The sequence below is a fragment of the Streptomyces sp. NPDC050856 genome, assembly GCF_040653855.1.
Classification (GTDB): Bacteria; Actinomycetota; Actinomycetes; order Streptomycetales; family Streptomycetaceae; genus Streptomyces.
Genome location: NZ_JBFAGV010000011.1, coordinates 62,063 through 85,209, shown reverse-complemented (window position 1 = coordinate 85,209; position 23,147 = coordinate 62,063). Strand labels below are relative to the sequence as shown.

Genomic DNA, 23,147 nt, shown 5'->3' with positions numbered 1-23,147 from the left:
GCCGGGCCGGGGGCGCGTGACGCGTTGTCGCCCGGGTGGCCTCGGGTGCGCTCCGACTGGCGAGGAGGGCGAGGGCCTGGGCGCAGGCGCAGCCGGTTCGACGGTGTACACGCACAGGGTTGGTCCGGGTCCGCCGGGAGGGCCAGGGCCGTGGCGGAGGGTGGACCCGTCGATGCCCGGGTCGTGGAAGCGTTGGGCCCTGTGGCCGCACTGGGCCACGCGGTGGAACCGGGAGTTCGACGCCGACGCGGTGGTAAGCCGCGCGATGAAGCTGTTCCGAATGCCCGGGTACGAGGCGAACTCGGCACGTGACCTGCCCCCAGCACTCCCGGGATCGGACTACAGTCCCTGTACACCGCGTGCGGTGACAAGGACAGCCTCTACCGGGCCGCGTTGGAGCACTACCGCACCACTCTCGCGGCGGCCGTCCTGCGCGGCCTCGCAGAGGGGCGGATGCCCGATCGGCGACCCGCGCGCTGCTGGTCCAGCGGAGGCGGATCGCCGTCCACGCGGCGGCCGGGGACGCCTGTCGGTCAAAGCCGCCACCGAGCGCCTGTGGGAGGACCAGCCGGCCCGGCGGACCGTGCGGGACGTGCTGGGCGCCACCCAGGAAGCGCTTACCCGACCTGCTGCGCGCGGCGGCGGAGCGCGACGAGAGATCGGCGCGGCACAACCCGCACACCCTCGCCGCCTGCCTCGGCGCCTTCCTCGTCGCGTTCCTCAACGGTCTCCTCGCGTCCTCGATGGTCCCGCCGGACGTCCGTGCCCTCGCATTCCTCGGGGGCGGTCGCGCGGGCCGCACTTGATTGACGTTTGATACCCAGAACCCGTATCGCTCGATCCGGATGGAGCTGGGGAAGAGCGGCACTGACGCGAGCCGGGGACTCTTCGACGACGTCGTGTCCATGACGCTGCGCTACCTGTTCGCCGGGCCGGGCGGACGCCATCGTGCAGGCGGTGGTCATGCTGCCCGCCTGGCCGGAGAGTGCAGCGTCTTCGTGCCTTCGAAGGGGGGCGCCACGGTGGGGGGAGCGGGCTCCTGGCGCACCTCGGGCTCCCGTGCAAATGATGGGCAAACGTGAAGGGGTGGGTCCGGTCCTGCTCCGCGGTCGCCACCCGGCTGCCCGTCATCGGCGGCCACGTGGGCATCGTGGCCCACGCCGATGCCGCCCGGGCCCTGCCCGACCCGCAGGTGGGCGACCGTCTCGAAGCCTTTCCATCGACTGGCACTCCCAACCCCTGAAACGGTCCACGTACTTCCGATTGGACTTGGATCGGCCTCGATCGGCATCGCTACGGTGCGGCATGCGCATATACGTAGTCGACGCCTTCACCGACCGCCCGTTCGCCGGGAACCCGGCGGGTGTGTGTCTCCTGCCCGCCGGGGAATGGCCACAGGACGGTTGGCTGCGGCAGGTCGCAGCAGAAGTCAACCACTCCGAGACCGCCTTCGCCCTGCCGTCGTCCGATGTGGCCGAGGCGGACTGGGGCATCCGCTGGTTCACCCCGCTCGTCGAGACCAACCTCTGCGGCCATGCCACATTGGCCACGGCGCACGTGCTGCACACCATGCACGGACATGCCGGTACGGTGCGCTTCACCAGCAGACACAGCGGTGTCCTCCTCGCGCACGCCGACGCGCGAGGCACCATCACGCTGGACTTCCCGGCCGCGCCGGTCTCGCGGGTGCCCGTCCCGGGCGGACTGGCCGAGGCGCTGGGAGCGAAGCCCGAGGCAACCTTCCGCACGGGCTCGCTGGGCGACCTGCTGACCGTCCTGCCCGACGAGGACGCCGTCCGCGCGGTGAGCCCTGACCTTGACGCAGTGGCCGCGCTGACGCGCCGCGAGGGGCTGCGCGGCGTGATCGTCACCGCCTCGGCCGAGGCCGGCCGGGCCTATGACTTCGTCTCCCGTTTCTTCTCACCTGTCGAAGGTATCGCCGAGGACCCCGTGACAGGCAGCGCCCACACCGCACTCGCCCCGTACTGGTCCGGGCGTCTCGGCCGCGACGGGCTCACCGGGCTGCAGGTGTCCGTGCGCGGGGGCCTGATCCGTACCGCCGTGCGCACCGACCGCGTGCATCTCACCGGGAACGCGGTCACGGTGCTGGAGGGCACTCTGCGCGGATAGGGGCCTTCCGTACGCACAGGGGCCGGATGCGGGGTCCGTCCGCGTTCGGTCCCTCGGCGCCCGGCGCTTCCTGGGTGAGACCGCCGCCGACGGACAGTATGACGCCTGCCGCTTCCGTGGACCTGGTGTTCCGGGCGCCGTCGACGCGCGGATCGTGTGGGCGCTGCCCGGTGACGAGGACCGCGTGGTGGGGGAGGGCATCGCGTCGGCTGAGGACGACGCCCAAGTCCTGCGCGGAGGACGCCTCCAAGGTCACAGTGACGAGCGCGGCCCCGAGCTGGCGGCGCCCACCGCTCATCGATCGCCGGCCCCGCGCCTGCTCGGCGTGCTCACGACGGTGGCCGCCGCAACAGGCGCGACGGCGAGGATCTCCGCCTGTTGCGGACCGAGCTGGGCCAGGGGACCGGCCACCTCCTCCACCGCAACGGATCGGCGGCATCGGCCGGCGCGCACGCCGCGACGACGGCCTGCTCTGCCGGCGCCTGACCTTGCCCGGCTCGTACGTGAGCGACCGTGCGGTCAGCGTTGGGGGCCGAAGACCATGGGCGCCATGGCCTGATAGTCCGGCGCCTGCTCGGCCGCCTCCTGGTAGGCGGCGGCCAAGTCCTCGTGCACAGCGTCCAGTTGGCCCTGGGTACGCGCTGCCAGCAGCCAGCGCCACCCGATCGGATCGCCGTCGAGACGACGTGCTACCACGCCGTCCCAACCGGTCGAGGTAGCCTGACACACTGTGACGGCCTCCCCGGTGGCGACCAGCAGCGCGGCAGTGGAGTAGTCGCCGTGGAACAGTTGGGGCGGCAGTCCGGCCGCGCGCAGTGCTCGGTGCACGCACTCCCATTCCCCGTCGGCCGTGCGGTCCATTATCCACTGTTCCCCCGCCAGGTCCTCGAGCCGCACGGTGCCGCGTTCGGCGGCCGGGTGGTGTTCGGCGAGGGCCACGAAGCCCGGCTCGCGATCCACCAGGACGCGCTGGTGAAGACCGGGCGGGAAACGCAGATGGGTGCCTTCCATCTCATGGACGAACGCGACGTCGAGCTGGCCGGCAGCCACCATGCGCAACAACGCGTTCGCCGACACGTCGGTTTGCGCTGCCGGTACGAATTCCGGGTAGCGGAGGCGCAGGCGGCGCGTCCAGCAGGCCAGGGCACGGCTGGGAGTGGACCCTATGCGCAGCCGTGCTGTCGGCGCGGTGCGTGCTGATGCGGCCCTCATCTCAGCGGTGAGAGCGGTCATTTCGGCTAGCAGGGGGCGGGCCCGGGCGAGGAGATGGTGGCCGAACGCAGTAGGACGGCAGCCGTGAGGCTGCCGGGCGAACAACTCTCCGCCGAGGGCGTTTTCGATCCGGCGCAACTGTGCGGTCAATGAGGGTTGAGCCACTCCGAGCATGCGTGCCGCTTTGCGCAGACTCCCGGCGTCAGCGATGGCGCACACCACCCGCAGATGCCGTAATTCCAGCTCCATGAAGGGCGAGAGTACGGCCACCGCCGGCTGCTGACCAGCCCCGTCCGGTAGGAAGCCGCTGCGACATCGCCCATCCGGGCCCGAAGGCAGCAGCCTGTACGCCAGGGCCACCGATAGCACAAGGCTATCGAACGATCGCAGTCTCCCCACCACTGTCTCCCGTGGCTCAAATTTGTCGCCGCACCGCTTCACTTCCTGTGATCGAACGGCGAGGAGCGCCTCATGAAGTCCTCCACCCTGTCCCTGCGCATGACAGCCTGCGCCGCCGGCTTGGCCAGTGCCATCACCCTCGGCTGTGTGGGCCGGGCGACCGCGGGCCCGATCGCCACCGATGGCCCGGCGCAGACCGCCATCGCGCACCCCGGCGCGGACGGCAACGGCACCGTCGGCACCATGTCCTTCGCGCCGGTGTCGGGCACGTACAAGCCTGTCATCGGCGGCGGCCAGACCCAGGCGCAGACCTACCACGCCCGCGTGTTCCAGGACGGGCGGGGGATGTGCACATCCACCCTGGTGTCCTCCCGCTACATCCTGACCGCCAGGCACTGCGTCGAGAAGCCCGCCCAGTACACCTTCCGTATCGCCAGCACTTACGCGGAAAGCGGCGGCACCACGGCCGCCGCCACCCGGATCAACTTGCACCCGTCGGCGGATCTCGCGATGGTCCGGCTCGACCGGGACATCCCCCACACCCCCGCCCGCATCGCCACCAGCTACCCGCAGACCGGCTCCTACCTCTCCGTCTACGGCTGGGGTGCCACCTGCACCCCCCAGCAGTACGAGGCCTACTGCCAGTCCCCCGTCCTGAAGACCGCCACCATGCGCATGGCCGGCCTCGCCTCCGACTACTACGGCGGCACCGCACTCCAACTCGAGGCCGTCGACGGGGTGGGAGCCGGTGGTGACTCCGGCGGTCCCGCCATGACCGACCACACCTTGGTCGGAGTGGCTTCCACCAGTGACCGGCAGTCCTTCACCCGATACACCGCCACTGCTCCGTACGCCGACTGGGTCAAATCCGTGGCAGCCAACGGCTGACCCGCCCGGGAGAGCGGATGCTCCGGCAGGTCCGCCGCCCAGGGTCCGGTCGAACAGCCGGAAGGCGTGCTCGATGTCGGCCCGGCGGTGGCGGCGCCTGCCACCGGGCGCGGAGTCGCCGCCGTGGCGTGAGAGCACCGGTGCGGGGCAGCAGTACGGGGAACCTGCCGGTTACCGCGCCGAGGCGCGGCCGGGGAACGGCAGGCCGGAGCAGAGCGGTGGTTTCATGGTGATCGGTCTTCCCGCGAGCGGGTCGGCATCCCATCAGCAACGGAAGACATACGCAGCAGCACTGGCTCGGACACCGGTCGCCGTCTGGGAAGACGACCTCACCGACTGGGCGGCCGCATTGACCTACTACGCGACCCTGGCGGTCTTCCCCGCCCTACTGGTGATCGTCTTTGTCATAGCGCTGCTCGGCACGGGTTCCCCCGGCGAGGCCGTCGCGCAGTTCGGGGCCTTCGTGCCCAAGACGGCCCGCCCGGTACTCGAACAGGCAGTGGGCAGCCGCCAGGAGGGCTTTTCGGCGCCCTGGCTGCTGGTCGTACTCACTGCCGGCGCCGCGCTGTGGTCGGCATCCAGTTATCTGGCCGTGTTCCGGCGCGCGTTGCACGCGATCCACGGTGTCCCGGACTGCCGCCCGGCGTGGCGGACGTTTCCCGCCATTCTGCTCAGGGCGCTGACCGTTCTGGCGCTGCTGGTCAGCGGCGTGCTGACGCTGACCGCCACAGGACGGATCGCCCGGGCGATAGGACGGGGGACAGGTGCGGATCATCAGGCGGCGCTCGTGTGGGCGGGCCTGAAGTGGCCGCTGCTGTTCGTGGTGGTCGTGGCCCTGGTCCTGCTGCTCTTCCGGTCCGGCCCGGCCGGGGCGCGCGGGCTGCGGCAGACGCTGGCTGGCGGTGCGCTGGCGGTGGTCCTCTGGCTCGCGGCCTCGGTGGGTTTCGCTTTCTACACCTCGCACATCGCCACGTACGACCGCCTCTACGGTTCCCTGGCGGGCGTCGTGGCGTTCCTGGTCTGGCTCTGGGTGTCCCACGTCGTCTTGCTGGCCGGCGCGCAGTTCAACGCCGAACTCTCCCGGGACCGGCGGCCGGAGAAGCCCGATCCCTGCTCTCCCACTGACGCGCACCGCACATCACCACGGTTCACCCGGCCGCTCCGGGCAATACGACGGCCATGACGACGCGAAGCGGCGCGGCCGCCGGACGGATGAGACCCCTGGTGCTGTTGCCGTTCCTCGGTGCGTTGATGGTGTGGACAGGCTTGCTGATCACCGGGCCGGCCGCGGCTCGGTGGCCCCTTTCAGCGGAGGGCTCTGTCAACGCCTGGTTCGCCGGACATCGCACCGGCGCGGCTACGGCGGTCTCCGAATGGCTGACGCTGATCGCCTCCACTGAAAGCGTCATCGGGGTGACCCTCCTCAGTGTCGTCGGACTTGTCATCCTGCCGCGTGTGCCGCGGTGGTGGGAGGCGGGGTTCCTCGGTGCGTCGGTCGCAGTACAGTCCGTTCTCTTCCTGATTGTCACGCTGTGCGTGGAGCGGCCACGCCCCGGCGTGCCCCATCTCGACCCGGCTCCACCGACCTCGAGTTTCCCCTCGGGGCACGCCGGAGCGTCGCTCGCGCTCTACGGCGGGCTGGCCACGCTCGCGGTCACCGGGCTCCGGGGACGCTGGCGGTACGCCGCGGCGGGGGTGCTGCTGGTCATTCCGCTGGCTGTCGGTGCGTCCCGCCTGTACCGGGGGATGCACCATCCGAGCGATGTGGTGGGCGGTCTGGTCAACGGTGCGTGCGTACTGCTGCTCATGGCGCACGCGCTGCTGCCGCGCGAGCGTCCCGCTCCGGCCGGCGTCAGCCGCAGCGGCAGCCCGCTCTCCGCGTCCCGTTCCGCCAGGCCGGCTGTCGTCGGCGGTCAGGGCGCCCGCCAGGTCGCCGTGGTCCGCCCTCCTCTCGCCTGCTCGCGGCAGGTGGCGGATCCAGTGCGCGGCCATGGCCCCGCACAACCGCACCGACGTGCGGCGGAGGTCGGAGACGGCCGGACACCCCTGCGGTGACCTGGCCGCGTACCTCGCCCGGGTCAGCCACGTACCTCGCCCGGGTCAGGTGCATCGACCTTGGCGTACGGAGGGGTACGCCATCGTGCGTGCCTGCCGGACGCGGTGATCTCACCGCACAGCCCAGGTGGTCGGTGTTCGCGGTACCGGTCATCCGGTCCCATGGTGGGCCGACCGTCGAAGGGCGCGGACGCCCGGAGACGGAATGGCAGCGGACGCCGAGTACCACGAGTGGGTGAAGACTACGGGTGCTTCTTCCCGCACCTTGCCGGGTCGACGATACGTGTCATGAGGCAAAAGTTGCTCAGAGGCGAACACTACGGACAAGGCATCCATTCCGTCACAAACGATCAATCGGCAGCCGTTCTGTCGCCAGCCGCCCAGTCGGTGACCACAAGCTGCCCTCGCGTCGGTCCGGCCGGCGTCCAGGGGACGGACGCCGGTCAGTGGCAGCGGTAATCGCCGCTCCCTGCGCTTTGCTCGATCGTCAGCGGCGGGCCTGGATCTTCAGGTCGCCGCGGGTCTGGAGGCGGATGTGGTCGCTCGCGAGCATGGCGTGGGGGAACCCGAGGTCGATAGCGCTGACCTCGTCCAGACGACTTAAGGTCTCACCCGGTCGCGTTCGTAGAGGGTGCTGGGTCGTTTGATGGTTTTGCCCACATCCTGGTGGCGGGGTGCCGGTTCTTGGAGCCGGGTGGGCGTCCGGGGCCTGCCCGGCTGGGTTTGGGCACCCGGGCCGGGCAGGGCAAATGGGGCCGGAGATGCCGGAAGCCGCGTCGGACGCGGGTCGGTGTGAGAACGGTGCCGGGGCGGGTGGTCTTCTCCCAGGGCTTGCGCACGTCGATGGTCAGCGGTGCGGCGAGGCGGAGCTGGGTGTGCGCGACGGTGACGATCCAGGTCCAGCGGTCCGCCCGCCTGCGGGTCGCGCATGCGGGGACGGGCCCAGCCGAGGGACTGCCTGAACAGACGAAACGTGTGCTCAAGGTCGAATCTGCGCAGGTAGCTCGACCAGACGAAGTCGACGTCGGCCGGGCTTGCGCCGGTCGCGGAGGACCACAGCCAGACCGGTGGCGCCTCGCGGTCACGGGGCAGGTGATCGACCTCCAGCCGGATTGAGGTGCCCTCAAAGACGGGGAGTTCGCTGTGGTGGTCGATCCAGGCGGAACGTTGCTGGAGTTCGGGATGGAGGCGGTCCCACGCGCGTACTTCGGCCTTGCCGTAGCGGGGGGTGCCATTCACGGTGACCACCGCCGGCTCCGGCCAGGTCTCCGAACTGGCGAGGCGGAACTCCGGTCCGTGCTCGGGCGGCCGGTGCGCGCGGTGACAGGCGTGGCTGGCGGCCGGGTCGTCCGTACGACCGAGGCGTGCACGTGCGGGAAGACATGACGGGCCAGCGTGGCGACCGTACGCAGAGGCGCCTGAACTTCGTACGCAGTGAGGTGAGTACGCGTACCCATGCCACGGCCTCATGCTCTTCGGGAACATGAGGGACCACTTCACCTGCCGGGGGACCCTCATGATCGCGCGCAAGCTGTTTCGTATCGCCTTCGCCAACCCTTTTTCCGCCGTCTACCTGGGAGTTGTCGGAGCGGTCGCGGTGTTCGAGGTAATCGCTGCCCTCATCGAGGGCCCCCAAGAATTCGCAGGGCTCTATGTCCTCATGGTGACCTCTCCCACGGCCCTGTTGCTCATGGAGTTTGCCGAGGCGATCGGCGGGTTCGCGAAGCCGTCCCAGGAACTCTCGGTCGTCACCCTGGCCGTCAGCGCCGTCCTTCAGTCACTGACCCTGGGGCTGCTCTGGAAGCTCGTGCGCAGCGAGCGCGCAAAGCCCGGCCGGGCCCAGCACAGTTGAGCTGCCCCTGCCTGACCACGGTTTCGCAGAGCCCGAGCCTGTCTCCGAGGTGGCCGCGATCGGGTTCCCGGACAACAGGCAACAGAACCGCACGGCTGAGATTTGTTGGGACGCCTCACAGGTCGTGATCGGGTGATCGCGGGCCATGCCCAGCATGAGAGCAGGGCCTGGCGGTATGCGGGGAAAACCCAGGGGTGCGGACGGCCGCGTGCTGTTACGGTCGGGCGTCATGAGCTGGCTTCCCGATGACTTCGTCCACCCCGTCCTGGTACCGCTGCCGGGCGGTGGCCATCACCTGCGGCCGATCCGGGAGGCGGACACCCCGCTCGACTATCCAGCTGTGATGGGTTCGCGCGAGCGGCTGTGGACCATCTTCGGCCCGGCCTGGGGCTGGCCCGCGGCCACCATGACCTACGAGGCTGACCAGGCCGACCTGTTGCGGCACGAGAAGGAGATCGCCGCACACCAGTCCTTCAACTACGCGCTGCTCGACGCGGCGGAGACAGCTCTGCTCGGCTGTGTCTACATCGACCCACCGGAGAGGGCCGGCGCGGACGGCGAGATCTCCTGGTGGGTGGTGGACGAGCTGGTGGGCAGCAAGGTCGAGCAGGCCCTCGATGCGCTGGTGCCGCAGTGGATCGCCGCCGACTGGCCGTTCGAGCAGCCGCGCTTCCTCGGCCGCGAGATCTCCTGGTCGGACTGGCTCGCCCTGCCGGAGCACCCCGACACGTAAGTGGTTGTTGCACGTACCGATCTCGAAGGTTGTTCGATCGAACGGGAGCCTCGATCGGTCGACTGCGGCGGCTTCCGCGGGGGAAAGCAGGGCCTCCTGGTAGCTCGGGGGTGCGATCCCATTCCGAGTGGTTCCCGGAGGCCCTGTTGTCTTTGTTGTTCGTGCCCGAGCACGTTGACTTCAACTCGCTCGCCGTGTCGTGCGATTGCCTCCCGCACGTGTACGGCAACGCGGCCGACCATCCGGACCGGGTGCGCCGGTATCCGTCGGACATGACGGACGCGGAGTGGGCGGCCGTCCGGCCGTTGCTGCCGGTGCCGGCCTGGTTCCAGGGGCGGGGTGGACGGCCCGAGGGCTACTGCCACCGGCAGCTGTTGGACGTGATCCGCTACCTGGTCGTGGGCGGAATCTCATGGCGGGCGATGCCCGCGGACTTCCCCGCATGGGCCCGGGTCTACGCCCTCTTCCGCCGCTGGCGCGAGCACGGGCTGATCGCCGAGTTCCACGATCGGCTGCGCGGGACGCTCCGTGCGCGCGAGGGCCGTGAGGCCGAGCCCACGGCGGGGATCATCGACGCGCAGTCGGTGCGGGCCGCCGCGACGGTGCCGACCGCCTCACGCGGCTACGACGGCGGGAAGAAGGTGCCGGGCCGCAAGCGGCACATCGTGACCGACACCCTCGGCCTGCTCCTGACCGTCGCGGTCACCGCCGGGAACATCGGCGACCGGGACGCCGCGGCGGGCCTGCTGATCCGGCTGCGCCGTCTGCACCGCGACATCAACCTCGTGTGGGCCGACGGCGGCCACACCGGCTCCCTCGTCGGCTGGTGCCGGGACAAACTCGCCCTGACCGCGCGGCCGGAGCGCGAGCAACGGGCCGAGATGGTTGATGATGCGGTCGGCTGCGGACTTCGAGATGCCGAACAGCGGAACGAGCTGGCGCAGCGTCAAGTGGGGGCGCCAGCACGCCGCGACCAGCAGCACCCGGTCTTCCAGCGGCAGGCCACGGTCGGCCCCGGCGGACCGCGTCCGTGCCTTCACGCCGCAGCATCGTCACCAACTTGTCGAGGCAGCAGGGGGTTCAGCCCGGTGAACGGGGCTGTCCAGGACGGCTGCGACGCCGTGATCACACCAGCCACGGCCAAGATCGTCCCATGGCACGTTCACCTGCCCGATCTGAAGGTGTGGTCACGACTCCGCCACCGCGAGACCATCCGAACTGCCGCCCGGGGTACGGTTCGCACGTGATGATCTACCTGATAGGCGGCCCGCCACGGGTGGGCAAGAGCACACTCGCGTGGATGCTGCTGGAACGGGACGGCATCCCGGGATGCCCGACCGACGCTCTGGTCTCGATGCTGCAGCGCGCCGCACCCCAGCACGGCGTGCGCCACGGCACGCACCCGGACAAGGCCGTACCGGCGCAGCCCTTCCTCGTTGAGTTCATCCGTGCCACCGCGGAGAGCCTCGACGACTCCGATCCCCTGGACGGCTACGTGGTCGAGGGCGACATCGTCACGCCGGCCGCGGCCACCGCCGCCGCTGGTCTCGGGGTGCCACTGAGCTGCGTCTTCCTGGGGAACACGGAGCTGACCACCGAACACTTGAGGGCCGCCCCGGACTGGCTCGACGGAGCCGATGACACCACCTATCGGGAGATCGCCGCGTGGGTCAGGGAACAAAGCACCGCCTTGCGTGAAGCCTGTGCGGCCAGCGGGCACGTCTACGTCGAGTTGGGGGCTGGCTACGCCCAGGGACTTGAGAGGGCCTACTCGACACTGATGGAGAGGCGCTGACCGCCCACCGTCAGCACCCGCGAAGGCCCGCAAGAATTGCGGGACAAGCCTTGGAGGTTGTCTCACGTGGACAAGTTCCTGAGCTCCTTGCAGGTCGGGGTGGTGGCCATAGCTGACCACGGCTCGTCCAGTCGTTGCGGTCCGCGTACGGGATCTTGAGACCATGAGCAGCCCGTGGCAGGCTCGTGCCGCATGATCGATGGGTTCGCGAAAGACAACCTGCACAAGAGACTGCGGCGGGACCGTGAGGCGCTGTTCTGGAAGCTCGACGGCTTGTCCGAATACGACGTGCGCCGGCCTCTGACAGCGACCGGGACCAGCTTCCTCGGCTTGGTCAAACACGTGGCCACGGTCGAGGCCAGGTACTTCGGCGAGGTCTTTGACCGCCCTTCTCCGGAACCGCTGTGCCGGTGGCAGGACTCCGACGGCAGCGATCAATGGGCGGCCGGGAACGAGACGCGTGATCAGATCATCGAGTTCTACCGGCGCACGTGGGAACACTCGGGGTCGACGATCAACGAGCTTGCCCTCGATGCCCCCGGCCACATTCCCTGGTGGTCGGAGCCTTATCCGAACACGAACCTGTTCGCCATCATGGTCCATGTCCTCGGCGAGACCATCCGGCATGCCGGGCACGCCGACATTCTCCGCGAGGGCGTCGACGGCCGGACCGGGATGCGCGCCGAAAACGAGCAGCCGATCGACGAGGAAGCCCGTGCAGCCCACTTCGCGAAGATCGAGCAGGCTGCCAGGACGACCGCACCAACCAAGGCTCAGAAGACTGTCCCCATGACGATGGCGCCGCCGCTGTTCCGGCGGAGCCTGTGCCGGATCTGGGTACGGTTGCACAGGAACGCTCCGGTAAGGCTGACGCCGAGGATGCGGTCCCAGTCGTCCTTGGCGGTGTCGGTTGCTCGGGGTGCGGCCTGACAGACGAAGGCGTGCTGGGCCGCACACCGAGCCGGTGTGACGCTTTCCGCCGTGTGGATGGTGGATCGTCTTGATCCGGCGGTGGAGGTTGATTGCTCTCCTGGGGGCTATCGGGTTCGGAATCGGCGGTGGAGGTTTCGGGCCACGTACACGCCTGGGCCGCCGAAGCCGACGATGTCGACGCGTCCGTCGCCGGTGATGTCGATGAGGAAGCGGGGGTGGCGGCCCACGCGCCAGGCGCCGGCGTCGTCGTTGTACCCGAAGCCGCGGCAGACGAGTTGGGCCTGTTCGAACCGGCCGTCGCCGAGGTTGTGCGACACCCAGACCCCTTCGTCGCCGAAGCCGACGATGTCAGGGTTGCCGTCGCCGGTGACATCGGCGAGCAATCGCAGGTGCTTCGTGGCTGTCCAGCCTTGGGCGGTGCCGAAGTCGTTCAGGACGAGTTTCGAGGGCTCGAAGGTGCCGTCACCGCGTCCGCGGGCGACGACGACGCCGTGGGGCCCGAAGCCGATGATGTCCGTCGCCCCGTCGCCGGTGGTCCTGAGCAGAAACCGGGGATGCTCCCCGGCCGAGGCCCACCCCTGCTCGGTCCCGAAGTCGTCGAGGACGTACAGGGGCTCGGCGAACTTCCCCTCCTCGTCCTGGAGGGAGACCCAGACGCCGTCGTCGTGGCAGCCGACGATGTCGAGGCGGCTGTTGCCGGTGGTGTCGGCGAGGAAGCGGGGATGCTTGTCAGCCAGCCACCCACCGGCCTTCTCGTCGTGGCCGAACGCCCGGAGAGCGGGCTCGTCGGGGAGTGGCGCGAACTTCCCCTCCTCGTCCTGGAGGGAGACCCAGACGCCGTCGTCGTGGCAGCCGACGATGTCGAGGCGGCTGTTGCCGGTGGTGTCGGCGAGGAAGCGGGGATGCTTGTCGACCAGCCACCCACCGGCCTGATCGCCGTGGCCGAATGCCTCGAGGACCGGCTTGCCGCCCGAGGGTGCGAACGTCCCGTCCTCCTCCTGGCAGGACACCCGGACACCGTCCGCGGCCAGCACCACGATGCCAGGCTTGCCTTCGCCCGTGGTGTCCGCGAAGGCCCACAGGTCCTCAGGGCTCGGGGAGGGCGCGGGCGGACGCAGGACGCGCTCCTCGTCGTCGAACGTGCCGTCACCCCTCGCAGCGGCCGTCACGGCCCCCTTGGCGGGATTGAGCCCGATGATGTCCGCCGATCCCTTGCCGGCGGTGTTGGCGAGGAACCGCGCACCGAGCCCGGCCCACGAGCCCGGCTGTCCGCCGGGGCAGGGCGCGGCCCCTTCACTCTTCCATCCGCCGGCGTCCTGGTCGCTTCCGAACCGCTCGAGGACCAGCAGCAAGTCGCTGAACGAGGGCGTCGCGTCGGGTGCGGGCCGCAGCGCCGCCGAGGGAGCCAGCCGCCAGGACTGTCGGCCGTTCCAGTGCCCCAGCCGTGCCCACCGCAGCACGGAGTCGCTGACGCGCTCCGGCTCGGCCGGCACGAAACGCCACCGCTGGCTCTCGGCCTCCTCGTCGTACGCGCGCAGGACGACCGGGGTCCCGTTGTCACCGGACTTGTCGAGATCGAGGTCGAGGACGGTGTCGTCGGCCGCGCTCTCGATGACGTAGAGATCGGCTTCGTGGTCGATCGGAACGACGCGCCACTGCTGGTCCTTCTTGCCGTCGGCCGCGTCCCCCTGCCGGATACCACCGTCCCCGGCGGCGGACCGCTCCAGTACCTTGCCGTCGGCCGCGTCGCGGATCACATAGGCCTGCTCGTCCTGCGCGGACTGCACGGGGACGATCTGCCACTGCTCCGGGGGCGGACCGTCCTCGGGGAGCGCACGGACGACGAGCGCCCCGTCCTGCCCCGGTGAGGCTCTGCCGTCGAGGGTCCTCCCCGTGGCGGCGTTGACGATCTCCAGTTTCAGTTCTTCCGTGGGGACGGGCATCGTGGTGCCTCTTCCAGGCGGTGCGGACGGTGGCTCGGGACGGTTACGGCGGTGGCCGCCGATCACGTGAAGACGTGGTGGTAGGGGACGTTCCACTCGCTGGGCAGGCGCGGGTAGAAGGTGTTGATGACCGTCCCAGTGAAGTCCCCGCCCCAGTTGTGGGTGAGGCGCACCTCGCTGTTGGCGGTCACCGCGTGGTCCTTGAAACCGAGGATGGTGTCGGGGTGGGTGATGGGCACGAAGGTGATGCCGCCCCACGGTGTGACCGTGACGACCCAGAGCTGGGTGTCCTCGGGCGCGCCGTTCTTCCCTCGCCACTTGTCGCCGACCTTGTCGGGCAGGCCGACCTGCACGGTGTCGGCCGTACTCTGCGGCGCGTCCTGGTGAACGGCGATGCGCCTGCGCTGCGGCTTGGGCGTGCCGTCGTCGCCGCGTCCGGAGTCGGTCCCGCCCGCGCTCGCGGGCTTGGGCGTCACCTGGCCGGCAGCGCTCTCGATGAAGTACAGGGGGCGCTGTCCGAAGAAGCCGGCCGGGGTGAGGTACCAGAGGTGGCCCTTGGCCTCCTTGACGGTCTCGTCGAGGGCGGTGGCCAGCTGGACGCCCTTGTCGTGGCTCTCCTCGCCTAGTTCTGCGGGTCGCAGGAAGCCGCCGTTGAAGGCGTGGACGAGCATGACCGGCCGGTTCTCGACCAGCGCCGCCACGATCGCGTTGTCGTAGCTGTTCACCGCCACCGGCCCACCGACCACCAGATTGGACATTGTGGTGCGTTCTTGGGTGTACATCGCGAAAACCTCACCTGTTCCGAATGGGGGAGAGCAATGCTTCGGGCGCTCGATCCAGCGGACCGTCACGTCGCATTACCGCAGACTGATCGTTTTCACCGAGGGACTGTCCGAAATCGGAGCAATGGCTGAAAATGAAATTTCATCCATGGCAATGCCCGAAGTCACGGTACCCACGGGCAGGGGTGCCGAAAAGTCATCGATCGAGTGACAGGCGGTGAAGAAAGGTCACTTCGCCGGCGTTTCGGAAGTGATTTCCGAAAATCGATCACTCGATTGAGCGTGACATGTGGATGTGTCTTCCCGAGTCGGATGGGGAGCGGTAATTTCGACTGGCAGAACGTGCGCAAATCCCTGTTTACATTTCGCCGAGCGCGGTTCGGGCCGGATTTAGTCGAGGACGGGTAGATGCCTTCCACCGTATACAGCCTGGTAGACGCCAAGCGTCAGCCGCTGACGAAGAAGAACCTGCGGGAACTCCACATCGAGCAGACGTGGCAGTCCATCCTGGACCACCCCAACCTGGTCTACGTCGACGCCTCCGGTGTGAAGCACAAGCCCGTCGGGTTCTCCGTGAACAAGTCGAGCTTCGGGTCCTTTTCCGGGAGCGCGTTCGAGCGGGGCTGGCTCGCCTACATGAACCTCGGGGAGCCGTTGATCGAGGTGCGGGGCGACATCGGCCAGCCCCCGCCCGACACCTTCTCCTCCCGCTCGTACGTCAACCGCAGCCAGTCCGAGATGACCTTCACCGACTCGGTCGACTTCACCGTCTCCAACGGGGTCACCTGGTCGCTCCACGGGGACGCCAAGCTCACCTTCGGCGGCAGCGTCGGTGCCTCGCTCCAGCTGCAACTGCAGAACCAGCTCCGCCTGGACCTGCAGTCGCAGCTCGCGGCGTCGTGCCAGACCGGGACGGCGAACAAGAACGCGAACGCCGTCACCAACAAGAACAGCAAGGACAGCGTCGGGGTCGACAACGCCAACACCACCGAGACGTCCGCGAGCAGCTCCGCGACGAACTCCTCATCGAACACGATGACCAATTCGGTGGGGTTCACAACCTCGGGCAGCGCCACCGGCAACGCGTCGCTCAACGCACAGCTGGCCCTGGGCATCGCGGCCACCGTGGGGGGCTCCCTGAACACCAGCTGGGCCTCGAAGTCGCAGATCTCGGGCAAGGTGCCGGCGAACTCCCGCGTGCAGACCATCGTCACACAGCGGCGGACCCGCAGGCAGTACACCTACGAAATCCCGGTGACCTTCTCCGGACTGGTCGCGGTTCAGTACGCCGTACCGGTGGCGGTCCTGTCGCCCCCGCAGCCCGGCACCTACCCCGGACGCAGCCAGATCGTCGCCCGCGACATCGGTGACATCGACCTGACACCTGGGGGCTTCCGCATGCAGGGGCTGGCCGAGGTCGTCTCCGCCCTGGACGTCCACCACACCCTGCTCGACGTCGAGAGCCTGACCGTCAGCCAGCAAACGCTCTACAAGCAGCCCTGACCGCGCGGCACCGCCGCCACGAAGACGACCAGAGGTGACGACCATGGTGTTCGACAACATCTTCAAGTCCGCGGGCAAGGGTGCGGGCCTCTTCTCCGTGACCACCAACAGCACGAAGCCCCAGCCGGGCGCCGGCGTCGACTTCGAGGACTCCGACGACGCCACGTACGACGACCCGAGCACCAGCCTGCTCGACAGCGCCATCCACGGCGCCTCCTCCCGGGCGAAAATCGTGCAGGAGACATCCCCCGAAGCACGGGCCGTCCTGGGGTTCCTCGGCTCCCTCATCCAGGCCACCCAGGCCTCCGCCGGCGCGCAGGCCCAGTACGCCCAGGATCCCGGCTCGGTCAGCGAGGCGGCGTCCGCCGGCATGCAGGAGGCCAGCGCGACGGTGAAGGAGTACGGCGATCTCCAGAAGGACGAGGACCTGGAGAGCCGGCCGCAGAAGAGCGACTTCACCAAGCCCCCCAAGGCCCCGGAGGCCCCCAAGGCTCCGGAAGCACCCAAGGCGCCCACAGCGACCGCGGAGAAGCCGTCCCGGTCCGAGTAGAACTCGGAAGCGAGAAGGGGGGCAGGGGCGCGACCGCCCCTGCCCCCCTTCTCGCTCGCTACGAGGGAAGCAACTGCCACTGGCGGCCCCGGCGGTCACCCTCCGACCCGTGCTGCTCAACCGGCGTGCGAGCGTTGGTGTCCACCCGCAGCAGCAGACCGCTGTTGCGGTTGGCGATCTCGAACACCTGCGGGGTGCCGGTCGCCGAGCCGATCGGGATGAGCCTCCAGTGCTGGTGGTACGCGTCGTCGCCCTCGTACGCCCGCTGTGAGACCGCCGACCCCGCCGTCTCCCGGGCGCCGGCGACCTCCAGGACCTTGCCGCTGCGCACATTCTCGATCCGGTACAGAACCTCACCGGCGTCCTGACCCACCGCGATCAACCGCCACCGCTGGTGCCCCCTGGGCGAGGCGAGCACCTGGTGGACCTCGGCCCCGTCCTTGGTCGACTCCCGGTGCACTCCCATCCGCAGCCCGCTGCGGACATTCGCCCAGCAGACCACCGTGCCCGAAGCGGGCAAGTCGGCCACCCTCGCCGCCGCGATCCTCCGGATCCGGTGGTTGACGTGGTCGGCGATGTGGAGGGCGCCGCTGCCGTCCAGCGCGATCCCCACCGGATTGTTCAGCTGTGCCGAGGTCGCCGGGCCGTCGTCACCGTCGAAGCCCGCGGTGCCTGTGCCGGCGACCGTGCTGATCGTCCCGTCCGCCGCGACCTTCCGGACCCGGTGGTTGCGGTGGTCGGAGAAGTAGAGGGTGCCATCGCGGCTCACCGTTACTCCCAAGGGGGAGTTCAGCTGTGCCGAGGTCGCCGGGCCGTCGTCACCGTCGAAGCCCGCGGTGCCTGTGCCGGCGACCGTGCTGATCGTCCCGTCCGCCGCGACCTTCCGGACCCGGTGGTTGTGGCTGTCGGCGATGTAGAGATTGCCTGAGTCGTCCACTGCGACTGCCTGCGGACGGTTCAGCTGGGCTGAGACCGCCGGCCCGCCATCCCCCGCGGATCCTGCGACCCCGGTTCCCGCGACCGTGCTGATCTTCCCGTCAGCGGTGATCCTCCGGACCCGGTGGTTGTTGTACTCGGCGATGTAAAGGGCGCCGGTACTGCTCGCCGCCAGTCCGAACGGAACGTTCAACTGGGCAGAGGTAGCGGGGCCGCCGTCGCCGCCGAAACCCGCCCTGCCCGTGCCGGCGACCGTGCTGATTGTTCCGTCGGGCGTGATCTTTCTGATCCGGTGGTTGCTGGCGTCTACGACGTAGACGGTGCCCGTGTCCTCCACCGCCACGTCTCGAGGCCAGTTCAGCTGGGCGGAGGCGGCAGGACCGTTGTCGCCCCGGTAGCCCGCGGTACCGGTCCCCGCGATGGTGCTGATCGTTCCGTCAGCCGTGATCTTCCGGACCTGGTGGTTACCGTGGTCGGAGAAGTAGAGGGCGCCGCTGCCGTCCAGCGCGATCCCGTACGGAAAGTTCAACTGGGCCGAGACGGCAGGCCCGTCGCCCCCCTCCGATCCGCCGACCCCGGTTCCCGCCACCGTGCTGATCGCAGGAGCGGAGTTCTCGCCCTCTGTGGGCTCCGCATGGGTAGTGCTCATCGTCGTCCCTTCACCTTCCCTCGCTGTGCATTGGTTGTGTTCCGATGTCAGAAAGCCGCACGAGTTCGAGAAATACTTGCGAGTGATCCCCCGTACAGCTCGCTGAGGGGATAGCGCAGCGGACGGGCAGCTGATCGTCACCGATGCCCCCACACGAACGGCTCGGTTACAGTGACGCCCCGGACTGGACCGGCCAGCCGCGTGCGCCATCGGCGACCAACCCCGTCCAGCATGTCCGCGTACTCCGCCGTGCGTCGCTCGCTGACCGCACGTGGCTGCGGGCCCGGTCCCCGACACCTCCTCGCCAGGTCGCACGAGCAGAGGGGCGCTGTCAGAGGTTGTACCGGTCGATCCTCAGGAGCCAGTTCTGGAAGCCTGCCGTCGCACCGGTCGAGGCCATCACCTTCACGCGGGCGGTGACGTCTCGGGTGGGGAAGGCGGGCTGGAACTCGGCGACGCGGATCAGAGTGTGGGAGGACCACTCCGGATTGCCGCGCGCCGTCACGAAGCGATGGTTGGCGCTGACCGGCGCGGCCGGGTCGTTGCCGAAGAACACGGTGGCGCTGACGACCGCGTTGTTGTTGGGGTGGGAGGCGAGGGCCTCGGCGCTGAACGTCGCCACGAAGATGGCCCCGTACGAAGCGGTGCCCTGACCGATCTTCAGATCGATGGTGGCGCCGGGCAGGTCGGTCCAGGTCCCTACAGTGGCTTCCCAACGGGTCTCGTCCCAGACGAGGACGGTGTCGTCCGGTGCCCGATTAGTGGCCAAGGGGGTGAGAGGGGGGGTGCTCATGGGCGCGGTTCCTCGGTGTCGACGGCAAGAAGCGATGTCTCGTGCGGAGGACTCCCCGCCGAGCGGAGCCGCGACTCCTCACATCAGGACACAGAGTCCTTGAACGAAACCATTCGGACAAAGGGGCGGTCGGGAGGCCTTCCGGTGACTGCTCCTGAGGAGTCAAAAAGCGTCTTAATAAATCCCCAGCGACTCTTAAGTGATCAAAGAATCGATTCAGCGTCCGGTTCAGAGTTGCTGCGCCGGGCCTCCTTCCGGCCCAGCGGCAATGCGGATCTGACTCAATCTCCACCACTCGAACGATAACCGGATGCCCTGTTCATCCCCTTGCTTACCAGGACAGGGCCCAGCGATTTCGCTTCACTGCATGGTCCGAAGCCCGCGCGGGGGCACCGACGCCGGCGCGCCCGTCCTTCGTCGCCAGCTCACGCCCGGTCGAGCCCGAGGCCGGCCAGCGCCTGGAGCTCCTCGGCGGTGGGTCTGGCCCAGCGGCTCTTGCTGTTGCTCAGGAACACCCCGAGCTTGACCTCCGACCCGTTCGGCAACCTCTTCACGTGGACCCTGGGGCCTGCAGAGAGCCTGTGCGCGGGTGGAGCGGACCACCGCCGGCTCATCCGCCCGGTGGCTCACACTGGCTGAGCGAGACGACATCGCCCAGGACGACCTCGCCAGCGGACTGCACTTCCAGGCGCGGCAACCACTTCAAGGCACACTGTCCATCGCCGTCCCCGGGGCCGGGCTTCACTCACTTCCGCCGGACATGGTGCGCGCTGTGAGCCTCATTCTCCCGCTCGGGGTCATCCCAGACACATCGGCAGATGCCCCAGGTGATCACGGCGGAGGACGCCGACGGCCGGTGGTACGTGCGCAGAGCGATGAAGTAGCCGGCGGAGCTGGGACTGGCGGAGACGAACGGCGAGGACGGGTGGCACCTGATCCGCAACCTGACCCCGGCGGGGCAGAAGGCTCTGGTCGACGGCGACGAGCTGCCTGCCCGCCCGAAGGGGACCACTCGCCCCACCACCCCGCCCGGCCGCCATGGGAGGCCTGCTTCGAAGGCGACGGCCCCGGGCGGCGCATGGTAGGGGCGCGCAACGGTACGCCCGCCGGGGCGCGCGCCGTCCTCGCCCATTCGGGTGGCATGTCCTTCGGTGCGAGCTTCTGGCGCGACTGGTGACCCGTCGCGGGTACCACTCCCTACCAACGGAAGGCGTGAGACTCATTGATGACCGGAACACCGCGGAGCGACTTCCTGACCCCGGACGCGAAGGTCGTCGAGGGTTCATGACCAGCCCCGAAGCGGCAGTCAGCGCCGCCCCACTGCCCACCGTGGAGGGCGCAGGCGAGTTGGGCCTGCTGCTCCTGCTCGGAATCTCCCCGAAGCCCCCGAAGGAGCCCCGCCGTAAGCGATCACTGAACGGGCACGTGCCGCCCACAGCACCTCGGCCGAGCAGTTGGCGAGCTGGGGGACTGGGAGCGGCTGGCCGCCCTCCAGCACCCCGACGGCCTGGTGGCTGCCGTAGACGGTGCTCTGCGCCCGCACCCCCGTGTCCTGCATCCCCGTGCAGTCCCTGCCCTCCCGTCTCACGCGACCTTGATCGGCGGCGTGTCACCGAACGGTGGTCCAAGGCAACGTATGGAGACGTCGGCAGGCACACGCAGCGCGACTTTTACCAGCCAGCAGCCTTGAACTCCGCGACCTTCGTCCCGCCTTCGGGAATGATCAGCTCGTCGGGCGTCCTGCGCGTCCGACCTGAGCACGTGACATTGAGGGAGTGGACATGGCGGAGCGGCAGTCCGGCACCGTGAAGTGGTTCAACGATGAGAAGGGGTTCGGCTTCATCACCCCTGAAAGCGGCCCGGACCTCTTCGTGCACTTCAGGGCGATCCAGGGGAACGGTTTCAAGAGTCTGAAGGAGGGTCAGAAGGTGACCTTCGTCGCGGTGCAGGGCCAGAAGGGTATGCAGGCGGACGAGGTCGTCCCGGAGAGCTGAGCCCGGACCAGGCGAGCGCCTCACCTGCTGCTGGCCCGGGAGCCGTCCGCGCCCGCCGCCCGGCCCACCAGGCCGTCCGCCGGGGCGCCCCGCAATCGCCCGTCCTGGCCGGCGTCGGGCCCGAGTCGCATAGCGCCCGTCGTGCGGCCGGCGGCGTGAGCCGCCGGTCCCGCACGGCCGAGACCGTGGCCCAGGGGCCCGGGCCCCGCCCGGGGCTGTCGGTAGAGTCGGGCCCATGCAGCGTATGATCGTCGACGGTGTCACCGTTCTGTGGACCCGGGGCCCGGCTCCCCTCAGCGCGACGCTCACCTTCGGGTGCGGCGCCCGGGACGAGAGTTTCCGCACCATCGGAGTCACCCACCTCATCGAGCACCTGGCGATGAGCACGCTGCCCCGGCTGCACCACGAACACAACGCCTCCGTCGACCTGGAGACCACCCGCTTCACCGCTTCAGGACGCCCGGAACAGATCACCGCCTTCCTGGCGACGGTCTGCGCCGCCCTGTCCGACCTGCCGCTGGACCGGATCCAGCACGAGGCCGGCATCCTGACCGCCGAGGCCTCCTCGGTGACCTCCCCGGCCGCTGCCTTCCTGCTCAACCAGCGCTTCGGGGCCCGAGGGCCGGGCCTCGCGCCCTACACCGGGCCCGGTTACGACCGGCTTTCCGCGGACACCGTCCGGGCCCACGCCGCCGAGTACTTCACCCGCGTGAACGCCGTCCTGCAACTCACCGGGCCTCCGCCCGAGGGCCTTCGGCTACCACTGCCCGAGGGCCGGCCGCCGCGGCGCACGGCCCCCGCCGCACGTACCGGCGCGTCCTGGGACGAGGCGCCGATCGAGGGCGCCGGCATCGCCCTGACCATGCCCCTGGGCTCACCGGCCGCGGCTCTCGGTCTCGCGCTCCTCGAGCACCGGCTCACCGAGCTCGCCCGGCACCGCCGCGGCCTGAGCTACGCGGTCCAGGTCGAGTCGAGCCTGCGTGACGAGCACACCATGGACAGCCTGCTCTCACTCGACTCCCGCCCCGGGCAGGAAGCCGAGATAGCGGACCTGCTCTGGCAGGAAGCACTGCGCCTGGGTCGCGAACTGCCCACCGAGGCGGAGCTCAAAGAGGAGATCGAGGGCTTCCGGGAGAGCTACGCGGACCCTCGCGCCGTGGAGGCGGAGCTGGACTCGGCGGCCTCCGCCCAGCTTTTCGGGCTGCCGTCACGGGACGCCGCGGCCCGGCTGGCCGCCTTGCGTGCCGTCGTCCCCGAGGACGTACGTGCCTGTTTCACGCAAGCCTTGGCCACCGCACAGCTCGCCGTGGCGCCGGATGTCGAGCCCCGGCTGGCCGCCCTGGACGGACGGCCGCTGCCTCGGGGTGCCTGCTGGGAGCACGGCGGCCTGCCCGCGGGCGAGACGTTCCGGCCATCGCTGCTGGCGCGCGCGAAGTACAGCGGGGCGCGCCGGTCCCGGTTGGTGCTGACCGGTGACGGTGTGGCGGAGCTCGACGGGGACGGGCGAGTGCACCGCATACGCTTCGCCGAGATCGTCGGCCTGGAGCGAGATGGCGAAGACCGCACGCTCTTCGCGGCGTCCGGCTGTCTGATGGAGCTCTCGCCCCACAAGTACAGCGGGTGCGGGAAGGTGATCCGGGCGGTGGACGCCGCGGTGCCGGTCGGCCTCGCGTACGAGGTCTCCGCGCTGGCCCCGCAGGACCCCGAGAGGACGCGTAGTGCCGGTTCGGGCCGGGTACGGGGCCCAGGGAGCGCACGGGCCCGGGGGAGTGCGGCCACGCTGGGATCGAACCGGCGACAGGACCGTCCGATCAGGGCACTTTCAGCCGAACGGCCCGGAAGCGCGGGCGGCCGCCGAGGAGGTGTTCCGCGACGCCGGGCGGATCCGGCGGTCGGGTGCTCGTCGAGCTGACGGACGTGACGCCCGGTTCAGCGCCGCCACGGCGCCCGGCGGTAGGCGGGGACCGACCGCCCGCCGCCTCTCGCCCGTCTCGGAGATT

General features: G+C 69.5%; 18 protein-coding genes and 5 pseudogenes. 15 read left to right on the top strand and 8 right to left on the bottom strand.

Going from position 1 to position 23,147, the window contains the following annotated elements; genetic code table 11:
• Positions 1 to 172 precede the first annotated feature (172 nt).
• The 3 genes and pseudogenes from AB0H53_RS13160 to AB0H53_RS13150 all read left to right on the top strand — a co-directional run bounded on the left by AB0H53_RS13160 (position 173) and on the right by AB0H53_RS13150 (position 2,130).
• Positions 173 to 806, top strand: a pseudogene (locus AB0H53_RS13160) (TetR/AcrR family transcriptional regulator).
• Positions 807 to 1,078: 272 nt separating this feature from the next.
• The gene (locus AB0H53_RS13155; RefSeq protein WP_362111137.1) at positions 1,079 to 1,243 is read left to right on the top strand and encodes a hypothetical protein; all 165 of its coding nucleotides are present in this window, start codon (positions 1,079 to 1,081) and stop codon (positions 1,241 to 1,243) included.
• Between the two features lie 62 nt (positions 1,244 to 1,305).
• Positions 1,306 to 2,130: a PhzF family phenazine biosynthesis protein gene (locus tag AB0H53_RS13150; protein ID WP_362110898.1), complete on the top strand. Its 825-nt coding sequence runs from the start codon at positions 1,306 to 1,308 to the stop codon at positions 2,128 to 2,130.
• A 519-nt stretch (positions 2,131 to 2,649) separates the two neighbouring features.
• On the opposite strand, the gene AB0H53_RS13145 is transcribed toward AB0H53_RS13150, so the two are convergent.
• Positions 2,650 to 3,591, bottom strand: a complete 942-nt coding sequence (locus tag AB0H53_RS13145; RefSeq protein ID WP_362110895.1) for a LysR family transcriptional regulator — start codon at positions 3,589 to 3,591, stop codon at positions 2,650 to 2,652.
• Between the two features lie 222 nt (positions 3,592 to 3,813).
• Here AB0H53_RS13145 and AB0H53_RS13140 point away from each other — a divergent pair, with 222 nt between their 5' ends.
• The 3 genes from AB0H53_RS13140 to AB0H53_RS13130 all read left to right on the top strand — a co-directional run bounded on the left by AB0H53_RS13140 (position 3,814) and on the right by AB0H53_RS13130 (position 6,684).
• Positions 3,814 to 4,629: a trypsin-like serine protease gene (locus AB0H53_RS13140; protein ID WP_362110892.1), complete on the top strand. Its 816-nt coding sequence runs from the start codon at positions 3,814 to 3,816 to the stop codon at positions 4,627 to 4,629.
• 226 nt (positions 4,630 to 4,855) lie between these two features.
• A complete protein-coding gene (locus AB0H53_RS13135; RefSeq protein ID WP_362110889.1) occupies positions 4,856 to 5,812 on the top strand; it encodes a YihY/virulence factor BrkB family protein in 957 nt (318 codons plus the stop codon).
• A gap of 41 nt (positions 5,813 to 5,853) precedes the next feature.
• Positions 5,854 to 6,684 carry a phosphatase PAP2 family protein gene (locus AB0H53_RS13130; protein WP_362110886.1) on the top strand — a complete coding sequence of 277 codons (831 nt, stop codon included), beginning with the start codon at positions 5,854 to 5,856 and terminating at the stop codon, positions 6,682 to 6,684.
• 600 nt (positions 6,685 to 7,284) lie between these two features.
• Here the strand turns inward: AB0H53_RS13130 and AB0H53_RS13125 are convergent.
• Positions 7,285 to 7,995, bottom strand: a pseudogene (locus AB0H53_RS13125) (transposase); the annotation flags it as partial.
• A gap of 205 nt (positions 7,996 to 8,200) precedes the next feature.
• Between AB0H53_RS13125 and AB0H53_RS13120 the strand changes: the two are divergent.
• The 3 genes and pseudogenes from AB0H53_RS13120 to AB0H53_RS13110 all read left to right on the top strand — a co-directional run.
• The gene (locus tag AB0H53_RS13120) at positions 8,201 to 8,536 is read left to right on the top strand and encodes a hypothetical protein (RefSeq protein ID WP_362110883.1); all 336 of its coding nucleotides are present in this window, start codon (positions 8,201 to 8,203) and stop codon (positions 8,534 to 8,536) included.
• A gap of 229 nt (positions 8,537 to 8,765) precedes the next feature.
• Positions 8,766 to 9,269 (top strand): N-acetyltransferase, encoded by a 504-nt coding sequence (locus AB0H53_RS13115; RefSeq protein ID WP_362110880.1) that lies wholly within the window; start codon positions 8,766 to 8,768, stop codon positions 9,267 to 9,269.
• A gap of 272 nt (positions 9,270 to 9,541) precedes the next feature.
• Positions 9,542 to 10,087 (top strand): annotated as a pseudogene (locus AB0H53_RS13110) (IS5 family transposase); the annotation flags it as partial.
• 33 nt (positions 10,088 to 10,120) lie between these two features.
• Here AB0H53_RS13110 and AB0H53_RS13105 read toward each other — a convergent pair.
• Positions 10,121 to 10,407 (bottom strand): annotated as a pseudogene (locus tag AB0H53_RS13105) (transposase family protein); the annotation flags it as partial.
• A 105-nt stretch (positions 10,408 to 10,512) separates the two neighbouring features.
• On the opposite strand from AB0H53_RS13105, the gene AB0H53_RS13100 reads away from it, so the two are divergent.
• Together AB0H53_RS13100 and AB0H53_RS13095 are read left to right on the top strand one after the other, a co-directional pair.
• Entirely contained in the window at positions 10,513 to 11,064 is a 552-nt protein-coding gene (locus AB0H53_RS13100; protein WP_362111134.1) for a hypothetical protein, read from the top strand.
• A gap of 192 nt (positions 11,065 to 11,256) precedes the next feature.
• Positions 11,257 to 11,838, top strand: a pseudogene (locus AB0H53_RS13095) (DinB family protein); the annotation flags it as partial.
• A 263-nt stretch (positions 11,839 to 12,101) separates the two neighbouring features.
• Here the strand turns inward: AB0H53_RS13095 and AB0H53_RS13090 are convergent.
• Both AB0H53_RS13090 and AB0H53_RS13085 read right to left on the bottom strand, forming a co-directional pair.
• Positions 12,102 to 13,940 carry an FG-GAP-like repeat-containing protein gene (locus AB0H53_RS13090; RefSeq protein WP_362110877.1) on the bottom strand — a complete coding sequence of 613 codons (1,839 nt, stop codon included), beginning with the start codon at positions 13,938 to 13,940 and terminating at the stop codon, positions 12,102 to 12,104.
• Positions 13,941 to 14,002: 62 nt separating this feature from the next.
• On the bottom strand, positions 14,003 to 14,722 hold the full coding sequence (locus AB0H53_RS13085) for a hypothetical protein (protein ID WP_362110874.1): 720 nt from the start codon (positions 14,720 to 14,722) through the stop codon (positions 14,003 to 14,005).
• A 408-nt stretch (positions 14,723 to 15,130) separates the two neighbouring features.
• Between AB0H53_RS13085 and AB0H53_RS13080 the strand changes: the two genes are divergently transcribed.
• Positions 15,131 to 16,225: a hypothetical protein gene (locus AB0H53_RS13080; protein WP_362110871.1), complete on the top strand. Its 1,095-nt coding sequence runs from the start codon at positions 15,131 to 15,133 to the stop codon at positions 16,223 to 16,225.
• 43 nt (positions 16,226 to 16,268) lie between these two features.
• Positions 16,269 to 16,775, top strand: a complete 507-nt coding sequence (locus AB0H53_RS13075) for a hypothetical protein (protein WP_362110868.1) — start codon at positions 16,269 to 16,271, stop codon at positions 16,773 to 16,775.
• A 58-nt stretch (positions 16,776 to 16,833) separates the two neighbouring features.
• Here AB0H53_RS13075 and AB0H53_RS13070 read toward each other — a convergent pair whose 3' ends face one another.
• The 3 genes from AB0H53_RS13070 to AB0H53_RS13060 form a co-directional block, all read right to left on the bottom strand.
• Positions 16,834 to 18,360, bottom strand: coding sequence for an RICIN domain-containing protein (locus AB0H53_RS13070; RefSeq protein ID WP_362110865.1), 1,527 nt, complete (start codon positions 18,358 to 18,360; stop codon positions 16,834 to 16,836).
• Between the two features lie 331 nt (positions 18,361 to 18,691).
• Positions 18,692 to 19,153, bottom strand: coding sequence for a hypothetical protein (locus tag AB0H53_RS13065; protein WP_362110862.1), 462 nt, complete (start codon positions 19,151 to 19,153; stop codon positions 18,692 to 18,694).
• Positions 19,154 to 19,578: 425 nt separating this feature from the next.
• Complete coding sequence (locus tag AB0H53_RS13060; RefSeq protein WP_362110859.1) at positions 19,579 to 19,707, bottom strand: helicase; 129 nt, start codon at positions 19,705 to 19,707, stop codon at positions 19,579 to 19,581.
• 1,227 nt (positions 19,708 to 20,934) lie between these two features.
• On the opposite strand from AB0H53_RS13060, the gene AB0H53_RS13055 reads away from it, so the two are divergent.
• Both AB0H53_RS13055 and AB0H53_RS13050 read left to right on the top strand, forming a co-directional pair.
• Positions 20,935 to 21,147, top strand: coding sequence for a cold-shock protein (locus AB0H53_RS13055; protein WP_362110856.1), 213 nt, complete (start codon positions 20,935 to 20,937; stop codon positions 21,145 to 21,147).
• Between the two features lie 235 nt (positions 21,148 to 21,382).
• Positions 21,383 to 23,059, top strand: a complete 1,677-nt coding sequence (locus AB0H53_RS13050) for a hypothetical protein (RefSeq protein WP_362110853.1) — start codon at positions 21,383 to 21,385, stop codon at positions 23,057 to 23,059.
• Positions 23,060 to 23,147 lie beyond the last annotated feature (88 nt).